We start from the raw sequence: 22,027 nt of genomic DNA on the forward strand, positions 1-22,027 counted from the left end.
GACATAACGATGGCGTCCTTTAACCTGAAAACGCCGGACTATCATTTGCGGACAAGAGGCATTGCCGAGATGATCACTCCTTCGAGATGGGATGGTCCTTCGGTCGCTGCGTCCGTTCATGCCGCCTTGCAGGCAAGGCGGAAGGAGGGCAGTAACCGCACCGCCTCCCCGGTGGTGGTCGGCATGATCCCCTTCGATACGAACGCTCCGGCCTTGCTCTACGTGCCTGAAGAGGTGGAGTGGAACGCCGAACCCGCCGCTTTGGGCGGTGTGGAAGCTGCGGCGTTACAGCCGGTCCCGCTTGCCGTCGATCATGCCGATTCTCCGGCCTATCGCGAAGGCGTTGCGCGTCTTCTGGAAGACATCGAACAAGGCGCGCTGGAAAAGGCGGTGCTGGCCCGGCGGGTCGAGGTGCGGTTCGACAAGCCGGTGGATACGGACCGGGTCTATGCGCGGCTTTGCGCGCGTAATCCGAGCGCCTATGTCTTCCAGGCGGATGTGCCGGAGGATGCCGCCTTTGGCGATAATGCCGGCGCTATTCTGCTGGGCGCAAGTCCCGAACTCGTTGTCGGTTGCCGTCGCGGACGGGTCAGCAGCAAGCCGCTGGCCGGCTCCACCCCACGTCTGGCCGATCAGGCGGCTGACGAGGCCGCCCGGCATTCGCTGCTGCAATCCGCCAAGGACCAGGCCGAGCATGCTTTGGTGGTTCAGGCCATCGGCGAGGTTTTCCACCGCTATGCGCGCGACGTGGTGGTGCCGGAGCAACCGGATCTGGTGGAAACGCCGGTGATCTGGCATCTCGGCAGCCATGTGTCCGGCGTGCTGCGGGAAGGGGTTTGCCCGCTGACGCTTGCCTATGCCCTGCATCCCACACCTGCCGTCAGTGGCTGGCCGCAGCGCCCCGCACAGGAGGCCATTGCCCGTCTGGAAGATTTCGATCGCGGCTTTTACGCGGGGTTGATCGGCTGGATGGATGCGGATGGCAATGCCGATTGGGCGCTGACGCTGCGCTGCGGTTTCATCAAGGGTTGCCGGGCCACGGCCTATGCAGGGGCTGGCATCGTCGCCGGATCGACGCCGGAAAAGGAACATGCCGAGACGGCAACCAAGCTGAAGACCTTCATCAACGCGCTGTAATACCAAGGCTCGAGGATGCTCATGCATCCTCGAGCCTTGGGATCAAGCCCTTGCTCCTTCTTTCAAAAGCGTCTGCCTTTCAATGGTCCGACGGCAGATAGGCTTCACCGCCTTTGGCGATGATCTCTTCTTCGCTCAAGCGGCGGTGCCAGTGCGAATGGAGCGTGAAGCGGTCGCGCGGCAGTTTGATTTCGTTTTTCAGGTGGCGATAGATCCTGCTGAAAATCTTGTGCTCCGAGCCGCCCCATAGAAAGGCGCGCGAAAGATCATCCGGCCATGCCACCGTCTGCAGCGCATCGAAGAGCAGTTCGGTGGTGCCGGGGGCGGCGTCCTGCCGATGCAGCCATGTGAGTGTCACGCCCTTCGGATGAACCAATGGCAGTTCCTCCTGCGGATTGGCGACCTCGATGATCGCATGACCGATGGCGGCCTGCGGCATCTCCTCCAGGATGCGGGCGATGCCGGGCAATGCTGTCTCATCGCCGATCAGCACATGGAAATCCGCGTCCTTCGGACCATCTGCCGCCGGACCCAGAATGCCAGCAATATCGCCGGGGCGCGCATCCATGGCCCAGCGGGTCGCAGGGCCGGGATTTTCATGCAGGGCAAAGTCCACGGTGATTTCCTGGCGGGTGCCGTCGATCTTGCGGATCGTGTAAACCCGCGTTGGCACCGCACCGCCATCCGGCCAGACCACATGGCCGCGATCGTCCAGCATCGGCCAGGAGGGCTTCACCATATCCCGTGGCTGAAAAATCAGCCGGCAATGCAGTTGATCCGGGCGATCATAGCGTTGCAGGTTTTCTCCGGAAAACACCAGCCTGCGCATATTGGGTGTCAGATCCGAGACGCGTGCCACCCTGAGGATGCGCAGATCATCGGGCAGGGCAGGGGCGGCCTTGTCGCCCTCCCATTCGATCACCGGATTTTCACGCGCGGCGATAAAACCGATGGGGCCGACCAGCGCATGCTTCAGCCGGTTCAGATTGGCCGGATCGGCGGCTTCCGCCGTCAGGCGGAATTCGCCCTCTCCGGGCCGGAAGCTTGCCTTGCCGAAGGGGGAGGCGATGTCATAGACGCCGTCGCCCTTGCAGATCGTCATGTCGTGCGTGGAAAGCGATTCGATGAAAGGCTCGAGATAATCATCGAGCTTCTCAAACGGCACGGTTGCGCTGGCCTTGAACGGCATTGAAGACAGCGACGGCATCTTTCACTCCCTGACCTGACAATATTCTCGTTTAGAGCGCCGATCTGATGGAATCAGATCGGCGCTCTAACTCTTTGTGTTTACAAATTTCTGAACAGAAAACCGGATTCCACTTTTCCTGGAAATGCTCTATTATTTTTTTCACCACGTCCTATAGCGAAACCCAGAGCGGCCCCTTGATCTGGATCGTGGCGAAGTCGGCATTGATCCTGTCCAGCAGCGCCTGCGGTTGAAGATCCGCACAGCGCTCGGGATGCAGCCACTTCGCCGTTTGCGCCACGAACAGAAGATTGAGCGGCAGATTGGTGATCAGCCCGCTCCAGATGCCGTAGACGCGGTTGTTCTTCACGCTGGGCAGGCTGGCGAAGAGCGGGCGCGCATCGACCAGTTTTTGCAGGCTTTGCCGCGCCTTTGCCTCATCCAGTCCCGGCGCGATCTCCGGCCTGCCGCTGGCCGCCCAGCCGCCGCCGGTGGCAATATAGACATCCTGCGGCGTTGAGAGCAGATATTCGGTGGAAAGCTTTTCAAACCAGGGAGATTTGACCTCCGGCAGCACCTGCCCGCCCGCCATTTCCAGCAGCGTGCCCCAGATCTTGCGTCCGGCAGCCCAGCAGCAGTCGTCCGGGGTGGATTGAACTTCGAGATAGGTGGTCACCGGTGCCGCCCCGGCAAGCCTTTTGGCAATGGCCGCCAGTTCCTGCTCGAAGAAGGCGGTGAAGGCCGTGGCCTTGTCACTGGCGCCGAGAATGCGGCCCCACATGGTCATGGAGGTCTTGAGATCGTTCAGCGGATTGCTGGCGCCATTGCCGGAATTGCTGGAGATGTCGGAAAAGACCACCGGCACGCCGAGCTTCTTCAGCCCCGCCAGAAGGCCATCTTCCATCTCGGGCGGCGTCATGAAGGCGGTGGTCACGACAAGGTCGGGGGCGAGGCTGATCAGCGCTTCCACCGAGACAGTATCGGGCGATTGCTTGCCCACCACAGGGATGTCATGGCCGTTGGAGAGGTGCTTGACCAGAAAATCGCTGTCCATCCGGTCCACCGCCGCCCATCCGGCCACCAAGGATGCCGGATCGGGATGCAGAAGCGACATGGTGAAAAGGTCATGAGCTTCAAGCAGAATAATGCGTTTCGGCAGCGCCGGGAGGGTTACCTCCCGGCCTGCCATATCCGTCAGCTTGATGGGTTGTTCGGCCCCGGCTGGCGGCAGGGTCAGGAAGACCCCTGCCGCCGCAAGGCTCGCGCACATATGACGCCGCGTAAGGTTCACGTTTGTCTCACCACTTGAAGCGGAGGCCGGCAAGAACGGTACGTCCATTGCCGTATTGGCAATAGTAACTGCTGCTGCAACTGGAGTAATATTCCTTGTCGAACAGGTTGGTCACGTTCAGTGTGCCCTGCAATCCCTTCAACTTCGGTGATTTCACGCCGAAATCATATTTCAACCCGGCATCCACCAGCGTATAGCCGTCCGCCTTGATGGTGTTGGCATCATCCGCATAGCTGGAACCGACGAAACGCAGGCCGCTCCCGATCGAAAGCCCCTCCAGAACACCGCTGTCGAAGGTGTAGTTCGCCCAGAGCGAGCCATAATAATTCGGAACGGCTTGCGGTCTGTTGCCGACAATCGACGCGATATCCGATTTGGAGACTTCCGTATCCAGGAAGGACACGGCGGCAATCAGTTCGAGATTGCTGGTCACATTGCCCCTGGCCTCGAATTCCAGTCCACGCGAGCGGATTCCGCCCTGCTGTTCATTGAAGCCGGTTGCAGCATTGTAATAAACGACATTCTGCTGGCGGATATCGAACGCCGAGAAAGTGAAGACGGCATCCCAGCCCGGAGGCTGATATTTGACGCCCACTTCATATTGCTGTGCGTCCGTCGGCTTGAAGGGGCTGCCATCGGCTGCCAGACTGGTCGAGGGCTCGAAAGAGGTCGAATAGCTGGCATAGGGCGCGATGCCGTTGTCGAACAGATAGAGCAGTCCGGCGCGATAGCTGGTTGCCTCATCCGAGCGCTCCGGAGACGTGCCGGTAAGGTGGTTCTGGGTATCCTGATCCGCCCAGTCATGCCTTACACCAAATGTACCGCGGAGTCCGCCGAGCTCTATCTGGTCCTGAAGGTAGATGCCTGTCTGGCGAAGCGTCTGGTCGGAGTTGAACGCGGTGACAAACGGGCCGACCGTTCCGCCATACACCGGATTCGTGACATCGAGAGACGTTGCAGCTCCAAGCAGATATTCCCAGCTGCTGTCACTGCGTTGAACATCAAGACCGGCCAGGAGCGTATGCTGGACTGCTCCGGTGTCGAACTTGTATTCCACTTGGTTATCCAGGGAAAAGCCTTTTACATCCTCAATCGAATGCACGGCCCACCGTGGAATGAGACCTGTCGATGTTAGCGCTCCGTTCATCTGAAGCGACTGCATGTCACTATCCACGCCGGAGTAGCGGAAATTGGAGCGGACCGTCAGTTGCTCATCGAAGCTGTGCTCGAAACGATAACCGATGCCGTACTGGGTGCGTTCGAAAGAATCATAGTTGGGATCGCCAACATTGAGATCGCGACTCAGGTAACGGGCATAACCGGCGGGCGCCAGAAACTTGGGATAAAGCGAGTTGAAATATCCGCCCTCCGGGTCGCGCTGGTAATAACCGGACACCACCAGAGTTGTATCTGCGTCCGGTTGCCACTTGAGTGAGGGCATGACGCCAAAACGCTTTTCATCAACATCGTCATAGCGCGTGCCGGAAGATCGGCCTACAAGGCCAATACCATACTGAACATCACCATCGGAAGACAGCGGCCCGGTGGAGTAAAGCCCACCCTGCACCCTGCCATGGCTACCGAACTCTATACGGGCTTCATTCGACTGTACGTCCGACGTGTCGCGGCTGACCTGATTGACAGTTCCACCGGGGTTCACCTGGCCGTAGAGAAGAGCGGCCGGGCCTTTGAGCACATCCACATGATCCAGAAGGAAAGGGTCGATCGACGGCGTTGCAAAGGCTTGGCCGCGCTGCAATTTCAAACCGTCCAGATAGCTGACGTAGTTCGTTGAGGTGCCGAAGGCGCCGAAGCCGCGCAGGAAGACCGAGTCGTAACGGGAATTGGTATCGCGATCGGAGAGAACGCCCGCCGTATAGCGCAGCGCTTCGCTGACGGTTTGCGGGTTCTGATCGTCGATCTGCTTGCGCGTCACGGTGGTGACCGATTGCGGCGTTTCCATCACCGAGGTGCTGGTCTTTGTGGCCGAAGTCGTCTTCTTCAGAAGCACGCTCTTCGATGTGTCCGTTTCGCTCTTGCCTGAGCCTTTCACCACAATGGTCGGAAGATTGGTAACATTCTCCTCAGCCCTGACCGATACCCCTCCGGCCAGAATCGTCGAAGTCAACAAGAGAGTTCTTATGTATAAGCCCGTTCTCACGAGGCGCCCCCATCGCTATCTTTCAAAAAGAGTGTTATCGCCTATAATCAAACGGGAGCGTTCTGTCCAGATAATGTGACGGTTTTTATCAAGTTTTACACGGCGCGCAGAAGTTGTGTGAAGGCAACCAGAGAGAAGAACTGGAGATGATGATGGCCGACCAGAAAAGTCCTGCCATGCTCCGCCCGGGCCGCCCGTCCAAAGCGGTGCAGGACGGAATGAGCGACAAGATCATTGCCATGGCGGCCAGCCTGTTCGCCAGCCGTGGCTTTGCCGGCACCTCCATGGAGCAGGTGGCCCAAAGCTGCGGAGCGGGCAAGGATACGATCTATCGCCGCTTTCCCTCGAAGATCGTGCTGTTTGAAGCCGTTGTCGCCCATGCCCATCGCCGGGCGGTGGCGCGCCTTGAAAAAATGCCGGTGACGGACGGTACGCCGCTGGAAAAGCTTCGGCTGCTGCTGCGCGAACTTCTGATTGTCAACATGGAGCCGGACCTGATTTCTCTGAAGCGCATCACCTTCAGCGAAACCATCGTTTTCGAACGGGATCAGCCCATTCCGCCGCAGCCGGACCCGATCATGGAGAGGCTTGTCGCCGCCGTGCGCGATGCCCAGGCGGCGGGCGATCTTGTTGCGGCAGATCCGGTGGAGCTTGCCACCCATCTCATTCACTGTCTTGTCGCACTGCCCACCACAGCGGCGATGACGGGCAGTGCGGCCTTTGATGATCCTGCCCGCATCGAGGCGCATTTCCAGCAAAGCTGGAACCTGCTTCTCAACGGGGTTGCGCCACGCACGAGAGCATAATCGGACCGGCGTCAAACGAGGACGATCAAGATTATGCAGTAACGCGTGAGCGGTGGGTTTGTCAGAACGCCGTATGCTGTCAGCATACGGCGTTTTGATCCTTGCCCTTATTCATTCTGTCCGATCGGCGGAAAGAAATTCTGCTTCTGGAAATAGCGGGTGTAGCAATCCAGCATCTCCGGCGTGACGGTGGGTGGTGCAATGCCTGAGGTTTTCAGCGCGTTGATGACATTTTCCTGCCCCAGTGCAGACTCCGCCTGGGCGCCGTCATATTTTTCCAGATGTTCGGCCAGCATCAGGGTCGATGAAAGAACATCATCTCCCTTGACGGCCCGTTGCTCGGCCTTCTCGGCCAACCTTTCGCGCCAGGCCTTGAACGGCAGGCTTTCCAGACGGTAGCCTGCGCGCCGCGCTGCCTCGGCAATGGCCTCGATGCTGGTCTGGCTGCGATTGGTCAGGTGATAGGTCTCGCCGGGCTTGCCGTGCTCGATCAGCCCCACCATCGCTTTCGCCACGTAATCGACCGGGGCCAGTGTGAGACGCGATTGGCGAAGGATCGGCACGGCCTCCAGCACCAGCATGGCCCGGATGAAGTGCCAGAAACCGGCGCCGGTATTGCAGGCACCTGTCCGGCTGTGGCCGCTGACCCGGCCGGGCCGATGCACCATGACCGGCAGGCCGCGCGCGGCTGCCGCATGCATCATTTCTTCAGCCACCCATTTGCTCTGCACGTAGCCCGTCTCTTCGATCTCCTCGATGGTCAGCCGGGTTGTTTCCGGAATAAGAGCGGGATTATCACCCTTGCGCGCCACCACCGAGGCGGTCGAGACGAAGTGAACGGGAATGAACCCTTTTCCGCTTGCGGCAAGCCGCAGGATTTCTCGCGAACCGCCGACATTGATAGGCGCAAGGCGGCCATAATCATCGAACTCATTGGTGGCACCGCCATTATGGATGATGACCTCGATCCGCCCGGCAAGCCCGTTCCATCTTTCCTCATCCAGACCGAAACCGGACAGGCCAAGATCGCCCGCCACGCCAATCAGTCTTTCCTGCACGTCATCCCGCCACAGGCCATAGGCAGAAAGCGCCCGGCCCACCCGTTGCAGGGCGGCGGCATCGTTTTCCGCACGGACAAGGCAATGAATGCGGGCCTTGGTTTTCTCCAGCAGTTCGGCCAGAACAAAGCTGCCGAGGAAGCCCGCCGCGCCGGTGAGCAGAATATCCTGCACCCCTGCCAGGGAGGGATTGGCAAGGCCGCTTGAGGGCGCAAGCGCCAGGAGGTTGGCCGGCAGCTCGATATCCTTCAGCATGCGCGCCTTGAGCGCGTCCTCTTCCTGCGTTGCGGCCTCCTCCGGTGCGGTTTCGTCCTCCAGCGGCCCCAGCAGTTTGGCAAGGGCGGCGGGCGTCGGGTTGTCATAGATATCCCGGACGCTGACGCGCTGGCCGAGGCTCTCGCGCAGCAGGCCCGCCAACCGCACCGTCAGCAGCGAATGCCCGCCGGCCTCGAAGAAATCATCGAAGCGGCCGATGGTGGCGCGGCCCAGGACGCTGGAAAATGCCTCGCAAACCCGCTCTTCCGTGGCATTGACCGGCAGCGCCACCCGTTCTTCGGAGGGGGCGGGATCGGGCAGCGCCTGCACATCCAGCTTGCCGTTGATGGTGCGGGGCAGATCCGCCACCACCACCAGCGCCGCCGGGATCATATAGGCGGGCAATTGCTGGCGCAGTGCATCCTTCAGCTTTTCCTCATCGGCCTGGCGTCCATCGCAGACCAGATAGCCGATCAGGCGAGGCGCGCCGTTCTGATCCGGCCGGGCAACAACGGCGGCGCGCTTTACGCCTTCCTGCTCGACCAGGATATTTTCGATCTCGGCGGGTTCGATGCGATAGCCGCGAATTTTCAGCTGATTGTCGGAGCGACCGAGATAGTCGATGCTGCCATCGGGCCGCCAGCGGGCAAGGTCGCCGGTGCGGTAGAACCGCTCGCCCGGCTTGCCGAAGGGGTTGGCCACGAAGCGTTCCGCCGTCCCGGCGGCACGGTTGACATAGCCGCGCGCCAGCCCCACCCCGCTCAGATAAAGCTCTCCGACACTGCCGACCGGCATGGGTTGCAGGCCCGGTCCAAGAATATGGGCCGTGGTGTTGGCAATCGGGCGGCCCACGCTGGGCTGGGCGCTATCTGCAAGATCGGCGCCGAGCGCGTTGATGGTATATTCCGTCGGTCCGTAGAGATTGTAGCCGCCGAGACCCGGTGCTTCGCGCATGCGCGTCCAAAGCGCATCCCCCACGGCCTCGCCGCCCAGCGACATGAAGACGAGCCCGGTGCCCGGTCTGCCCTGGGGCCGGTCACGGTCCAGCAGGCCGTGTTCGACCAGATAGGAGCCATAGGTCGGCGTGACGTCGAAGGCATCGATATCCTCGCGGTCGAAGAGCGGCAAAAGCCGTTCCGGGTCACGGCGCAGATCATCGTCGATCACATAGACCTCATGGCCGGAGAGCAGCCACAACAGCTGTTCCCAGGAGGCATCGAAGGCAAAGGACGTGGTGTGGGCGATCTTCAGCCGCCGTCCGCCCTGCGCCGCCAGTACGGGGGCGAAAATTTCCCGCTGGTGGTTGATGAACATGTTGGTCAGCCCGCGATAGGGAACCGCCACGCCCTTCGGCGTTCCCGTGGAGCCCGAGGTGAAGATGATATAGGCGAGATGATCGAGCCCTGCCGAGCGCGGAATATCGGGCAGCGCGCCGCTTTGGCGCTGAAGCTCGGCGATGATCCCGTCATCATCCATCAGCACCACGCGCGGATCTGTCGCGTAGCCTTCCGGCAATTGCCCGGCAAGCTCGCGGGTCGTCAGAATGACCGTCGGCTGCGACTGGTCGAGCATGGAGCCGATGCGGTTGGCCGGTGTCTGCGGGTCGATCGGCACATAGGCGGCGTGGGCGGCAAAAACGCCAAACAGCGCCACCACCATCAGATGCGAGCGCGGCAGAAGCAGCGCCACCTTATGCTCCGGCGCCACGCCCCGGCCGATCATCAGATGCGCAAGCTGGTGGGCGGAGGTCGCAAGGTCTTGGAAGGAAAGGCGCGTCTCCCCCGCCGTGACAGCGTTGAGGTCCGGGGTCTTTTCCGCCTGCCTGACCAGAAGATCGGCAACGGAAAGCGCGCTGATTTCCATCTCCTTGCCGGAAATCATTTTGGGTAGCAGGGCACTTTCCGGCGGCAGACCGTCCACCGCCATAAGCGGCAGATCGGCATTCTCCAAAAAGGCCGCGAGAATACCGGCATAGGCCTCGAGGATGGCTTCGGCCTGGGCTTCCGGCACGATATCGGTGCGGAACATCAGGCGCAGATCGATCCTGTCCGTGGTGGGTGTCACCGACATGCTGAGCGGATAGTGGGTCGCATCCCGCACCCCGGCCTTGCCGGGCCTGAGGTCGCCGGAACTGGACGGATCGAAGGGCGGCAGGTTCTGGACCGAAAACAGCGTGTCGAACAGCGGCGAATGCCCTGCAAGCTGTTGCAGCCGCGTCAATTGCACATGGGCATAGCGCAGCGACACCGATTTCTGGGCGTGCAGCGCCGCCAGCGCCATCCTGACGGTCTGCTTGGCTTCCGCCTCGACCCGCACCGGCACGGTGTTGAAGAGCAGGCCGATGATCTCGCCGACATTGTCGATCTCGGCGGGACGGCCAGACACGACATTGCCAAAGACGACATGGGAGGAGCCGCCAAGCCGCATCAGAAGCGTTGCCCAGGCCAGTTCCAGAACCGTACTGATGGTGGTGGAGGCCGAGCGCGCCAGCGTCGTCAAGGCGTCGGCCAGACGGTGATCGACCGTCGTGGAAATCTCGCCGCTTCTTTCGGCGCTTGCCTCCAGGCCACGGGCGGCGGGGTAGAGCAGGGTCGGTTCGCTGCCGGCCAGCACCTCGCGCCAGACCCGCTCGGCCTCTGCACCGTCCTGACCGGCCAGCCATTGCAGATAGCGGCGGAAGGAGGGGGCGGCAATCTTGCGATGCGGCTCGGCATAGAGTTGCAGCACCAGCCGCAGCAGGAGCCGGATCGACCAGCCGTCGAGCAGAATATGATGGGCGGTTAGCAGCAGGCGGTAATGCGCCTCGGCTCCCGCCGCGCCGATCCGCGCCAGCGCAAACCGGATGAGCGGTGGCCGCGCCGTGTCGAACCCGGCATGATAATCCTGATCGGCAATCGCCTCGGCCTCCGCCTCATCGGCCACTTCGGCGTAGCGCCAGGGAATGTCGACATCCAGCGGCACAAATTGCACCATGGCATTGCCGATTTCGGTAAAGCCGGCGGAGAGCGTCGGGTTGAGCCGGATGGCGGTCTTGACGGCCTCCTCAAAGCGGTCTGCATCGATCTGGCCGAAGAGGTCGAGGGAGGTCTGCGACACATAGACATCCTCGGCATCGCCGGAGAGACCCATGGCATGGAAACGCAAGCCCTCCTGCAAGGGCGACAGCGGCAGAACCTCGCGTACCGGACCGGTGGCCTGTTGCAGGCGGCGCAGGTCCCAGCGGGTGAGGGCAATCAGGCTGTCTTCGCTGTCCGGCAGTGGCTGATGCTCATCCGGCTGAGCCGCCTCTGCCACCAGCGCAAGGCTGACCGGCAAGGCATCCGCGAAGCGTGCAGCGACTGTCTGCAGATCATCCTGCGTGCGGCTGGCGCGAAGCGTCAGCAGCGCCCGGCGGCGCTGGACGTCGATGTCGAGGCACCAGATTTCCCGCAGACCTTCATCAAACCGGGCTGCGGTCTCTGCTTCCACACCACCGCCAAGCGTCAGCGACAGGCCGATGTCCGGCAGCGCCACGCCATCGAAGGCACCGGCCACCTCGGCATTGACATCGCGCGCCAGCATGAAGCTTGCGGCGAGGTCCCCACGCACCGTCTCGAAGCCCGGGAAGGCCGCAGCCTGCGGCAGGCGGTTGCGCAGCGCCTCTGCGGTGGGGCTTTCCTCCCTTTCCTGGGGGGCTGTCAGCAGCAGCGGAAAATCACGGCGGCACCAGCCGACAAGGCTTTCCTGTCCACTGCCGCTCAACCGGTCGCGATCGGGTTCTTCGATATGGATGAAGAGCGGCTCTTTCGGCATCTGCCGCGCCCAGGCCAAGGCCGCGAGCGCGCCGTTGCGCAGAGCAACCGGATCAGGCGTGACCGCAACGGTGGAGAGATCGATGACCGTTGATACGGTCACTTCCGCGCCCTGATCAGCAGGAAGCGGTGCTACGGTCTCTGCGGCGGTATCCAGCATATCCAGCCAGCGTTCGGCGTCGTCGGGGATGCGCGCATCGGCCCCAAGCGCTGCGGTGCGCGCCAGCCAATCGGCATAGGAGCGGGCCATGGGTGCGGTTTCGCCCGCCTGTTCGGCGTTGAGGTCCGCAAGATCGCTGAGGAAAGAGGTCCAGGAGACGTCATCCATCCAGAGGCCGGGAGCGTGAATGTCCAGCATGCGGCGGGGCTTGCCCTTGTCATCCGCGCTATTCTCCAGAAGCACCGCACCGAAGCCGTTCTCTTCGATGTCCGAAGCCGAGGGCACAAGCAAAGGCCGCTCCCACAGCGCCGCCGTCTCGGCCAACTGCCATTGCCCGGTCTTTGGATCCTGACGCAGACGAAGCGCATCGTGACGCTCGAGAAGGTTGGAAAGTGCCGCAACGATCTGTGCTTCGCCAATGCCCTCCTTCAGGGCAATCCGGCGGCGGCTGTCTGTCTTGGCTACGTTCCGCTGTGCGAGAAGACCGGCAAGCGCCGATGCGGAGGCATCAAGGCGGCGGTGATCGAATTCCGCCAGTTGCGACAGCCGCAGGCGTGGATGATGCATGCCCTGGCCGAGAATGCCCGTCACCAGTTCCAGCAGGTCGGTGGCCGTGTCTTCATCGAAGAGATCCGAGGCATAGAGCAGCGAAAGGCCGATGCGTCCGCCCTGACCCTCATCGAGCAAGACGAAGGTCAGATCGAACTTCGCCTGGGTCTGCGTGGGTTCGCTGGCAATGATCGCGGTGTCACCGAGATGCAGGCGCGGCCAAGGCTTTGCCGCCGTCACCATCACCGTAAACAGCGGGTTTCTCGCGGCAAGACGGGGAGGGTTGAGCTCTTCCACCACATTTTCGAAAGGCACGTCGCGGTGATCGAGCGCCGCAAGGCTTGTATCCTGCACGCGGCGCAGCAGGCCGGAAAATTCCGGATCGCCCTGCAGGTCGATCCGCACCACCACTGTATTGCTGAAAAAGCCGACGAGCTGATCCAGCGCCGAATCCTGGCGCATATCCACCGGCGTGCCGAGCGGAATGTCATGGCCCGCGCCGACCCGGTTCAGCGCCACCGCAACGGCGGCCTGGAAGGCGGTGAGCGGCGTGCCGCCCTGGGTTTTCACCGTCTCGCGCAGCGCAGTGGAAAGGCCATGGCCCAGCCAGCGGCGGATCTGACGGCCCTCGAAGGTCGGCGCCGCCGGGCGCTCCCTGTCGAAGGGCAGGGGAATTTCCGCTGGCAGGTTTGCCAGCTGCTTGCGCCAGAAGGAAAGCTGGCGGGCTTGCAGGCTGGAGGCCTGCGAAGCGTCGCCCAGACGCTTCTGCTCCCATAGCGCATAATCGGTATAGCGAATGGCCGAGGGCGGCGCCAGCCTGGTGACATTGCCCTGTTGGCCATAGGCGCGCTCAAGATCGGCAAGCACAATCCCGAAGGAGCCGCCGTCGCCTGCAATATGGGGGAGCGTCAGAATGACGGCGTTGACGCGGTCCTCCGCCTCGACGACCAGCACCCGTAGCGGCGAATCCGTTTCAAGGTCGAAAGCCTCGTCGCGCGCCTTGCAGGCCAGCGCGTCGAGTTCCTCGTCCAAGGCGGCGGATGTTACGGTCACTTTTTGAAAGCGCGGCGGAAGCTGAGGCTCCACCACCTGCAGAGGCGCTCCGTTCGGGCCGCTGCGATAGCGGGTGCGCAAAATGGCATGCCGCGCCACGACCTTGTCCAGCGCGGCGGTGAGAGCGGCTTGAGACAGGCTGGCCCCGTCTTCCGCCCGCAGGATGATGCAGAAGTTATAGGCCGCCGACTGTTCGGAAAGCTGTGCCTGATACCACATACGCCGCTGCGCCGAGGAGAGCACGGACGGTCCATCCTGATCGATCCGGGTGGGCCGCGCCAAAGCCGCAGAGACCTCCGTCTGGGCAAGGCCTGCCCCGGCCAGTCTCTGCTGCAAAAGCTGCTGCTTGCGGTCCGAGAAATTCATCTGTCTTCTCCTGCACATCAAGGGCTGCAAAACCCGCGCCTGTCATGCGCGGCTGAAGTCGCGCCCTGCTTCAACTGTTGATGTCGCGCCCGTTGGGGACGGGCACGACAATCCTGTCTTCAAATCAAATAGGAAATTTCCTCACGCCACGCGGTCAAGGCGGCCTCCGCAAGGGCGGCATCGGCAGAGCGCGCTTCCAGACGCACCGTGCCGTCTTCCGCCTGCCAGCCGAGAACCAGATGGTAGAGCCGATCGGCGCCCCGCGGCGGTTCCGTCCCGCTTGAGAGGGCAGCATCCGCTTCGCCATCGGCGAGACTGCGACGCAGCAGCACGCCCGGCCCACCGGCTACGGGCCTGCGCTGGGTAAGGAAGGCGAGATAGTGTGACGGGTCGGGCCAGATCAGCGGCTGACTGGCGCGCAAGGCCATGGGCATGGAAACCAGCGGCCCCGGCGTTTCCGGCTCCACCTCCACATCCGCGATGATGAAATCCCGCTCACCAAAGCGAGCCAGTGCCGCAAGCGCGGACCGCGTGACCCGCTGGACAACACCCTCTGCGGGAAGGTTCTTCTTCATTCGCAGTGTCAGCCTTGTGACCGGGCCAGCCTGCAAGGCGTGATCGGGGCCAATCCACCAGGGGCTTTCGGCGCCCTGATCGAGCAGCGTCTGCCAATCCAGCGCCTGCGTGGTGTCAGTATGGGGTGCCTGCGGATCGATGGGCGCTTTTCCTTCGATCAGCCTGCCCAGCCGCTGCAGCGACAGTCCGTCGATCAAGGCCGCATGCGCCACCAGCAGTGTGCGCGCCGGGGTGATAACGCCTACGATACCGCGTCCCTTGGTGAGATCGAGCCCGGTCTGCGCCTTTGCCAGCAGCTCCGCCAGATCGTCGGTTTCCACCGTCAACACCTCCGGCTTTGCGCTGGCCTGTTCGGCGCGCCACAACCGGCCCCGCATGGAGAGCGCCAACTGAAGCGAGGCTGTCCTGTCCACGGTCTCGGCAAGCGCCTTTTGCAGCGCGGCGGCTTCCATCCGCTTCCCCAGCACCTGCCAGGTCACGAAACTGGTCGGGTTGAGATTGGACAGGCGGAAACGGTGAACCTGCGGGCTGAGCTGCGCCGTCCTTGTCGGTTCGGTCCTGGTTGCCTCGGCTTTTGCGGGCTCCGCCGCCTTCGCTGGCCAGCGAGCGGCAATCTGCGCAATGGTCGGATGCTGGAAGATACCTGCTGCCGGAAAGCTCACGCCTGCTGCATGGGCACGGGCCGCGAAGGAGACGGCCAGCAGGGAATCGCCGCCCAGGGCAAAGAAGTTATCCTCCGGGCCGATATCGTCCCGCCGCAGCAATTCGCCCAGAAGGGCGGTCAGCACCCTTTCCTGTTCGCTGGCGGGCGCACGTTTTGCGGTGGCGATTTTCGCTCCTTGATCTTTCGCCCCGTACTCCTTCTGCAGCCTCTGCTTGTCGATCTTGCCGCCGGGCAGACGCGGCAGGGCGGCCAGCACCACCACCTCCGCCGGAACGAGCGGCCCCGGCAGCGATTGCGCCAGTGTCTCCCGCAGGCTCACACCATCCGCTTCGCCCAATCCGTCACCGGAAACATAGGCGATAAGCTCTGTGCTGGAGCCTGCCGTCCGGGCCACCACCGCCGCCTCCCGCACGGCGGGAAGCGACAGCAAGTGCTTGACCACTTCCCCCGGCTCGACCCGATGGCCACGAATATTGACCTGGTCATCCGCCCGTCCGGCCAGTTCCAGCCGTCCATCCTGCCGCCAGCGGGCAAGATCCCCGGTGCGGTAGAGACGGCTGCCCTCTCCAAAGGGATTGGCGATGAAGCGGGAGGCGGTGAGCCCCGTCTGGTTGAGATAGCCGGTGGTGAGTTGCGGGCTCTCCACATAAAGCTCGCCCAGGGCTCCCGGTGGCATGGGTTGAAGATCGGCCCCCAGAATATGGCAGCGCGAGCCCGGCAGCGGTGTGCCGATCGGTGCCGTGCCCTGTTCGACATCGGCCACGCTCACCGGGCCAAAGGCGACATCGCCGGTGGTTTCGGTGCAGCCATAGGAATTGTGCAGCGGCACGCCCGCCGCTGCCCGGTAAACGGCGGTGGCCGTGCCGGGAAGCAGCGGCTCGCCGGTGGAAATGATCCTGTCAGCTTGGCTGAGACTGTCCGGCGCGGCAATGGCGGCGGCCTCGATCAGCCCGGGGACGGCCATCATATGGCCGATGCCATGGGTTTTCAAAAGCCCGGCCAGGGCCACGGCGTCACGCGCCTCGGCATCGGTTGCCAGAACGAGGGCCTCGCCGGTCACGATGGCTTCGCAAACCTCGGCAATCGCATCGATGGCCGTCGGCGCGGTCTTTGCCAATCGCTTTCCGCCCTTGCCGCCCGGAAAGACGGCAGGTGCCCAGACCGTACGTCCCTGCAAGGCAAGGTGCGAAATGCAGACCGCCTTTGGCCGCCCGGTCGAACCGGAGGTGAAGCCGATATAGGCTGTCTCCAGAGGCGCGGGCCGGTGTCCGCTATCGGGATGTTCCGTGCCATCACCGGCGAGGATCTCGCTCGTGAGGACGGTCGCAATGGTGTTATCCGATAGCGGTGCATCGGCAATCAGCAGCCTTGCGCCCGCCTCGCGCATCAGCCCGTCGCGACGGGTTTCAGGATGGGTGGGATCGAGTGGCAGGAAGATCGCGCCGCATTTCCAGATGGCCAGCGGTGCAATCAGCGTGACAGGGCTGCGCGTGACCGAGACCGCCACCACATCCTGCGGCTTCAGCCCCCGCTCCATCATGCTGGCGGCCAGCCGGTTGATCCTTGCCTCAAGGGTGCCGTAGGTGAAGGTCTGGCCGTTATGCACCAAGGCCACATCGCTGCCGCGCCCTGCAACGTGATGACGCCAGCGCTCCAGCACGAGCAAACCCGATAGATCGACCTCCGCGCCGGCGGAAAGCGTTGCCAGCCGGTCGCTCTGGTTCGCAGGCAGGCGCGCTACGGCGGCAAGAGCCGCCTCCGGCTGTTCAATAGCGCGCATCAGGATGGCTTCCAGATGCTGCAACATGCTGTCGATGACGGCGCTGGAAAACAGCGCGGTCTTGTAGGTGGCCTCCACTTGCAGCTTCTCGCCGGTCAGGAAGCCCTGGAAGGTCAGCGCGAAGGGCGAGGCATGGTTGAAGATGTTTTCCCAGGTGACGTTCGTCCCGGGCAGCTGCGGACCTTGAATGTCGCGGTCGAGAAACAGGCCGAGCGTATCGGTGAAGAAGCCGTGGCCTGCCTCACGCGGCGGCTGCAGGTCGCTGACCAGCGCCTCGAAGGAAATCTCGCCATGGCTGAGCGCTCCGGAAATCACCTCGGTGGCATGGGCGACAAGGGCGCGGAAATTCGCCTTGTTGCTCAGATCAAGCCGAAGCAGGACGGTATTGCCGAAATTGCCGATCAGATCGCCGCTGCCCGGCACATGCCGGTTGGCGACCATGGTGCCGATGGTAATGTCCGACACGCCCGTCCAGCGGTTGAGCAAGAGCGCATAGGCTGCCATGAACACGGCAAAGGGCGTGCTGCGCAGCGCGGTTGCGGCGGCGCGCAGGCCCGTGGCGCAGGCGGGTGGCATCACCCGGTCCAGCCGTTCGGCATGCTCATCGGTTTGGGGCCCGGGCAGGTGCTGCATCGGCAGCGGCAGCACGGGCGGCAGCGGCGAAAGCGCCTTGCGCCAGTAGTCAAGCTGCGCGGTCAGATTGGCGGAGGCCTTGATCTCCTGCTGCTGTTCCTGAAAAGCGATATCCGCAACCTGCACCTCAAGCGGCGAGGCGGCAAGACCCTGATAGGCGAGGCTGAGATCGCGGCTGAAAATGCCGAAGCAGCCGCCGTCCCAGACAATATGATGCACCGAAATGGTCAGCACCCATGTCTGCGGTGTGGCGGAACGACCCGTCGGGCACTTCGGGCGCAGAATGGCAGCGCGAAGCGGACCGGACTGTGCAAGATCGAAAGGCTGGCGCGCCAGACGGCGGGCAATCTCCTGCGGCTCTCCTTCGTCCAGCACCGCGATGGAGGGCGGCAGGGCCTGGTGAATGCGCTGATAAGGTTTGCCGTCCGGGCCTGCCGGATAGGTCGTCCGCAGCACCTCATGGCGGGCGACAACGGCTTGAAGAGCGGCAATCAGCTTATCCTCCTCAAGCGCGCCCGTCAGATCCATGCGGATGCAGACATTATAGGCGCTGCTTGCGGGGTTGAGGTTCTGGTGCAGCCACATGCGGCTTTGGGCGGCCGAAAGCGGTGCGGTTTCGGCATCCGGGCGCTTCGGCAGGCTTGTCCGTCCATGGGCCGGTTCGCCCAGGCGTTGGCGCAGCAGTTGAAGTCGAAGATTCATGGGTTACCAGACCTCGCGGAAAGCATCATGAATGGTGGCGTCCAGCCGGGCGAGAAGCCCGGTGACCTCCTCCTGCCGGAAAAGGTCATGCGCGTACGTTGCCTCGACATCGAGGGTCGCGTTTTCACCCCGTCCGCGCACGAAGATTTCCAGCCCCAGCGGCACTAGCGGAAATTGCGTGGCGCCATTGTGCAGCCGCTGCCAGCGCGTGCTGCAGCCGGGCAGGGATGGCCCCTCGGTGCCGCTTGGAATGAAGACGACGAGGCTGTCGAAAAGCTTTGTCGCCTCCGCCGGGTCCTGGCCTGTAAGCAGGTCCGCCAGCCGTTCGTAAGGCAGATGGCGGTGGGAAAAACCGTTGTCGAATTCGGCGGATGTTGCCGCGATCGCTTGCCCGGAAGAGCTTTCGCGGCCAGAGGGCAGGCGCAGCACGATGTGATTGGCAAAATTGCCGATGAGCCCATCCGTGCCCGGCGCGTCGCGGGTCAGCACGGTGGTGCCGATCGTCACCTCGTCTTGCTGTTCAGCGCCCAGAACCCGCGCCCAGCAGGCCATGAAGGCAATGAAGGGCGTTACCCGGTGGCGGGCCGCCAGCGCCATCAGCGCCTGTGAGGACGCAAGCCGGTGATCCAGCCGCCCGGCCTTTTCCGTCAGGCCCCGGTCCAGGCTGCGCCCGGCAAGCAGCGTCCGCTGAGGCAGTGGTGCGGCGAGGCGATTTTTCCAGTAGGCAAGCTCCCGGCTTTCGATCTCGGCAAGACGGCTTTGTTCCCATTCGGCGAAATCCGCATATTGCAGCGCCGGTTCGGTCAAGGGCTGACCGCCATAGGCGGCTTCCAGTTCGCGCGAAAGAAGCGGGAAGGTCGCGCCGTCCCAGAGAATGTGCTGGAAGATCATGGTCAGCACCACCTGATCCGCCGCGATCCGGACGATATGGAGGCGAAGCGGGCAATCCTTCGAAAGATCGAAGGGGCGCGCAAGATCGGCTTCCGCCTCCGCCTTTGCCTCTTCCAGCGTGCCTGTGGCGATCCGGCAGGGGAAATCGAGACTGGGATGAATGGTCTGATAAGCGGTTCCGTCCGCATCCTGATGATAGGTGGTGCGGAAAATCTCATGCCGGGCAACGATCCGGGCAAAGGCCTTTGCCAGCTCCTCCTCCTTCACTGCACCGGTAAAGGTGAGCATCAGGCCGAGATTGTTGGAAACGCTCTTCGGATGCGCAAGCTGGTAGCGCCAGGCATGGCTTTGCGCGAAGGACAGGCCTGCCCGGCCGGGCTCCCGGCGGCGCGGCAGGGTAGGGGCCGTGGCGGCGCTTTCCAGCCCCGCCGACGCCAGCCTTTGTTTGAGAAGGGCGTGGCGATCCGCGACCTTCATTCCGCCGCCTCATGGGTGAAGCCGCCCTTGCCACCCTCCAGCAGGGCCGCCACTTCCTCATCCGACATGCCGCGAATTTCGAGAACGATGGCTGCGACTTCATCGAGGCGCGCCGGATCGTCTTCCTTCTTCAACTGCTCGGCAAATTCGGCAATGGTCGGCGCGCGGAACAGCATGCGGAGCGTCACGGCATTGGTATCCAGCTCCTCCCGCAGACGCGCCACCACCCGGGCCGCCAGCAGGGAATCGCCGCCAAGCGCAATGAACTCTTCGTTCACGCCAACCGTATCGAGGCCCAGAACATCTTCCCAGACACCGGCAATGACCCGTTCCAGATCGGTTTGCGGGGCAATCGGCTGATGCGCCGTTCCCTCACCCTCCAGGCTTTGCAGCAGGGCGGCGCTGTCCAGGCTGCCATCGGCGTTACGGGGCAGGCCGGGACGAACGACGATCTCGGCGGGCAGAAGATGGGTGGGGAAGATGCGGGTGAGCTCGGCGCGAAGCGCCTTGCCGCCGGGAGCGTTTTCCAGCCTTTCATCAAAGACGACGGCTGCGATCAGACGCTCATCCTGCCGGATGACCGCCACATCGCGCAGCCGGGGATCGGTGCGGAGCGCGGCTTCCACCTGCGCCGGCCAGACGGGTGCGCCCGCAAGGTCGAGCTTTTCGCTTTCGCGGCCCAGCAGGGTCACATGGCCCTGGGCATCGGCCACACCCCAGAGCGGATCGGCGTCGGCTGCATCCGCGTCGAACATCACCTTGCCCGGGACATGGTCGGGACGGTCGCGGCCGAGATGATCGACGATGCGAACGTTTCTGCCATCGAGAAGCCGCGAGGCGGCATGGCCGGGCAGGGCGGGAAGCGGCTCGCTCCAGGCCTCGGGGCGCTTGATCACCCGTTCCAGCGCCTGCTTGAAGGCAATGAACATGGCGGCGAACACGCCCTTGGCCAGCGCCTCTTCGCGGGTATCCCAGTTCACCAGCAGTCCATCGTCAAGCTCGGTGATCTGCGCGTCGAGCAGCACCTGCGGTCCCTGCGAAATGATCCAGACCGGCTTGCCGACGAGGGAGGCAACGCCTGAGGAAAATAGCGCGCCAAGGCCGATGGCGCTGGTAAAGACCACCGGCGCCAGCACGGTCTGGCCGCGCTGGCGGCTGAGATCGCGCAAAAGGTCGAGCCCGGTATAGGCGGCATGGGCGGCATCGGCATGCATGCGGGTTTGCAGGGCGCGGACACGCTCCACGAAGGAGAGCTTGCTGCGGAGATCGACCTCCAGCATCACCGAACTGGAAAAATCACCGACGACCTTGTCGATCTGCGGATGGCTGGCCTGCCGGTCGAACATCGGCACATTGAGGAGGAAATGCTGGGTATCGCTCCACTGGCCCACCACTTCCGACAGGATGGCGGCCACCGTCATGGCAACGGTCACGCCATGCTGGCGCGCTGTTTCGGTCAATTGCCGCTTGTCCTCGGGAGAGAGCCAGAGATGCCGGCGCGTGACCTTCGGCTTTGCGCCATCGGCAAGCTTTTCCACCACTTCCGGCAGAAGCGGTGCGCCCGGCAGGCTGTCCAGCCGCGTGTGCCAGGCCTTGCGGGCGGTTTCGGCCCTTTGTTGCTTGTCGGCTTCCGTGGTGGCGAGGTAATCGCGGTAGGTAAGGGCGAGCGGCTCCAGCGGCATATCCGGCGTGGTGTAGAAGTGGGTGAAATCGGCAAGCAGCACCCGGTAGCTGACGGCATCGGCGGCCACCATGTCCACGTCGAGATGCAGGCGGGTTGCGCCATCCGGCAGAAGCGTCAGCGCCACGGCCAGCATCTCCCCGGCTTCGATATCGAGCATCTGGTGGGAAAAACGCTCGCGCAGATCAGCCAGATGTCCCGCCACCTTGTCAGGGCTGGCCTCGGTGAGATCGAAAACCTGAACCTTTGCGCTATGCCCGGCCATGACGACCTGCTGGCCTTCGCGGGTGATGCGCGTGCGCAGCGTCTCATGGCGCTCCACCAGTTTTGCCATTGCGGCTTGAACGCGCGCGGGGTCCAGCGCCGGGGTGCCGCCGGTCGGCTGCTGGTCGAATTCAACATAGAGATGGGCTGCAACGCCGCTCAGCCTCTGGCCGGAATCACGGCCTGCCCAATAGGCGTGCTGCATGACGCCGAGCGGTGCGGGTTCGCTTTCTCCCTGGCTGACCGGCTGGGCGGTGGCCACCGTGACAGGCGCCTCGGTCTTTGCCGGTGCGGGGGCCTGCTGGTTTTCCACCAGTACCGCCCAGGCGGCAAGCTTCGGCTCCTGCGCCAGATCGGCGAAATTCACTTTATGGCCTTCCCGTCTCAACCGGTTGACGAGCCGCAGAAGACCGACGGAATCGAGGCCCGCCTCAAACAGATTGTCGCCGTCTTTCACCGTGGAGAGATCTTCGCCAAGAATGTCCGCTACGGCATCGCGCAGCCACAGGGTGCTGTCTTTCGTCATCGATATATCCTTCCAAGCAG

9 protein-coding genes are annotated in these 22,027 nt (G+C 63.1%); 2 read left to right on the forward strand and 7 right to left on the reverse strand.

The window, feature by feature from the left end:
- The first annotated feature begins 9 nt into the window (after window positions 1–9).
- Entirely contained in the window at window positions 10–1,137 is a 1,128-nt protein-coding gene (locus QO005_RS20545) for an isochorismate synthase (protein ID WP_307159876.1), read from the forward strand.
- Between the two features lie 79 nt (window positions 1,138–1,216).
- Here QO005_RS20545 and QO005_RS20550 read toward each other — a convergent pair whose 3' ends face one another.
- From QO005_RS20550 to QO005_RS20560, 3 genes are all read right to left on the reverse strand, one after another.
- Complete coding sequence (locus QO005_RS20550) at window positions 1,217–2,344, reverse strand: siderophore-interacting protein (protein ID WP_307159877.1); 1,128 nt, start codon at window positions 2,342–2,344, stop codon at window positions 1,217–1,219.
- Window positions 2,345–2,495: 151 nt separating this feature from the next.
- A complete protein-coding gene (locus QO005_RS20555) occupies window positions 2,496–3,614 on the reverse strand; it encodes an ABC transporter substrate-binding protein (protein ID WP_307159878.1) in 1,119 nt (372 codons plus the stop codon).
- A gap of 7 nt (window positions 3,615–3,621) precedes the next feature.
- On the reverse strand, window positions 3,622–5,742 hold the full coding sequence (locus QO005_RS20560) for a TonB-dependent siderophore receptor (protein WP_307159879.1): 2,121 nt from the start codon (window positions 5,740–5,742) through the stop codon (window positions 3,622–3,624).
- A 179-nt stretch (window positions 5,743–5,921) separates the two neighbouring features.
- Between QO005_RS20560 and QO005_RS20565 the strand changes: the two genes are divergently transcribed.
- Entirely contained in the window at window positions 5,922–6,581 is a 660-nt protein-coding gene (locus tag QO005_RS20565; RefSeq protein ID WP_307159880.1) for a TetR/AcrR family transcriptional regulator, read from the forward strand.
- A 107-nt stretch (window positions 6,582–6,688) separates the two neighbouring features.
- Here QO005_RS20565 and QO005_RS20570 read toward each other — a convergent pair whose 3' ends face one another.
- The 4 genes from QO005_RS20570 to QO005_RS20585 form a co-directional block, all read right to left on the reverse strand.
- Window positions 6,689–13,813 (reverse strand): non-ribosomal peptide synthetase, encoded by a 7,125-nt coding sequence (locus QO005_RS20570; RefSeq protein ID WP_307159881.1) that lies wholly within the window; start codon window positions 13,811–13,813, stop codon window positions 6,689–6,691.
- Between the two features lie 119 nt (window positions 13,814–13,932).
- Window positions 13,933–18,168, reverse strand: a complete 4,236-nt coding sequence (locus QO005_RS20575) for a non-ribosomal peptide synthetase (RefSeq protein ID WP_307159882.1) — start codon at window positions 18,166–18,168, stop codon at window positions 13,933–13,935.
- A 3-nt stretch (window positions 18,169–18,171) separates the two neighbouring features.
- On the reverse strand, window positions 18,172–19,536 hold the full coding sequence (locus QO005_RS20580) for a condensation domain-containing protein (RefSeq protein WP_307159883.1): 1,365 nt from the start codon (window positions 19,534–19,536) through the stop codon (window positions 18,172–18,174).
- Complete coding sequence (locus QO005_RS20585) at window positions 19,533–22,007, reverse strand: condensation domain-containing protein (RefSeq protein ID WP_307159884.1); 2,475 nt, start codon at window positions 22,005–22,007, stop codon at window positions 19,533–19,535. The genes QO005_RS20580 and QO005_RS20585 overlap by 4 nt, the downstream gene beginning before the upstream one ends.
- Window positions 22,008–22,027: the final 20 nt, after the last annotated feature.

The sequence above is a fragment of the Allorhizobium paknamense genome (assembly GCF_030815125.1).
In the GTDB taxonomy this organism is placed as follows: Bacteria; Pseudomonadota; Alphaproteobacteria; order Rhizobiales; family Rhizobiaceae; genus Allorhizobium; species Allorhizobium paknamense.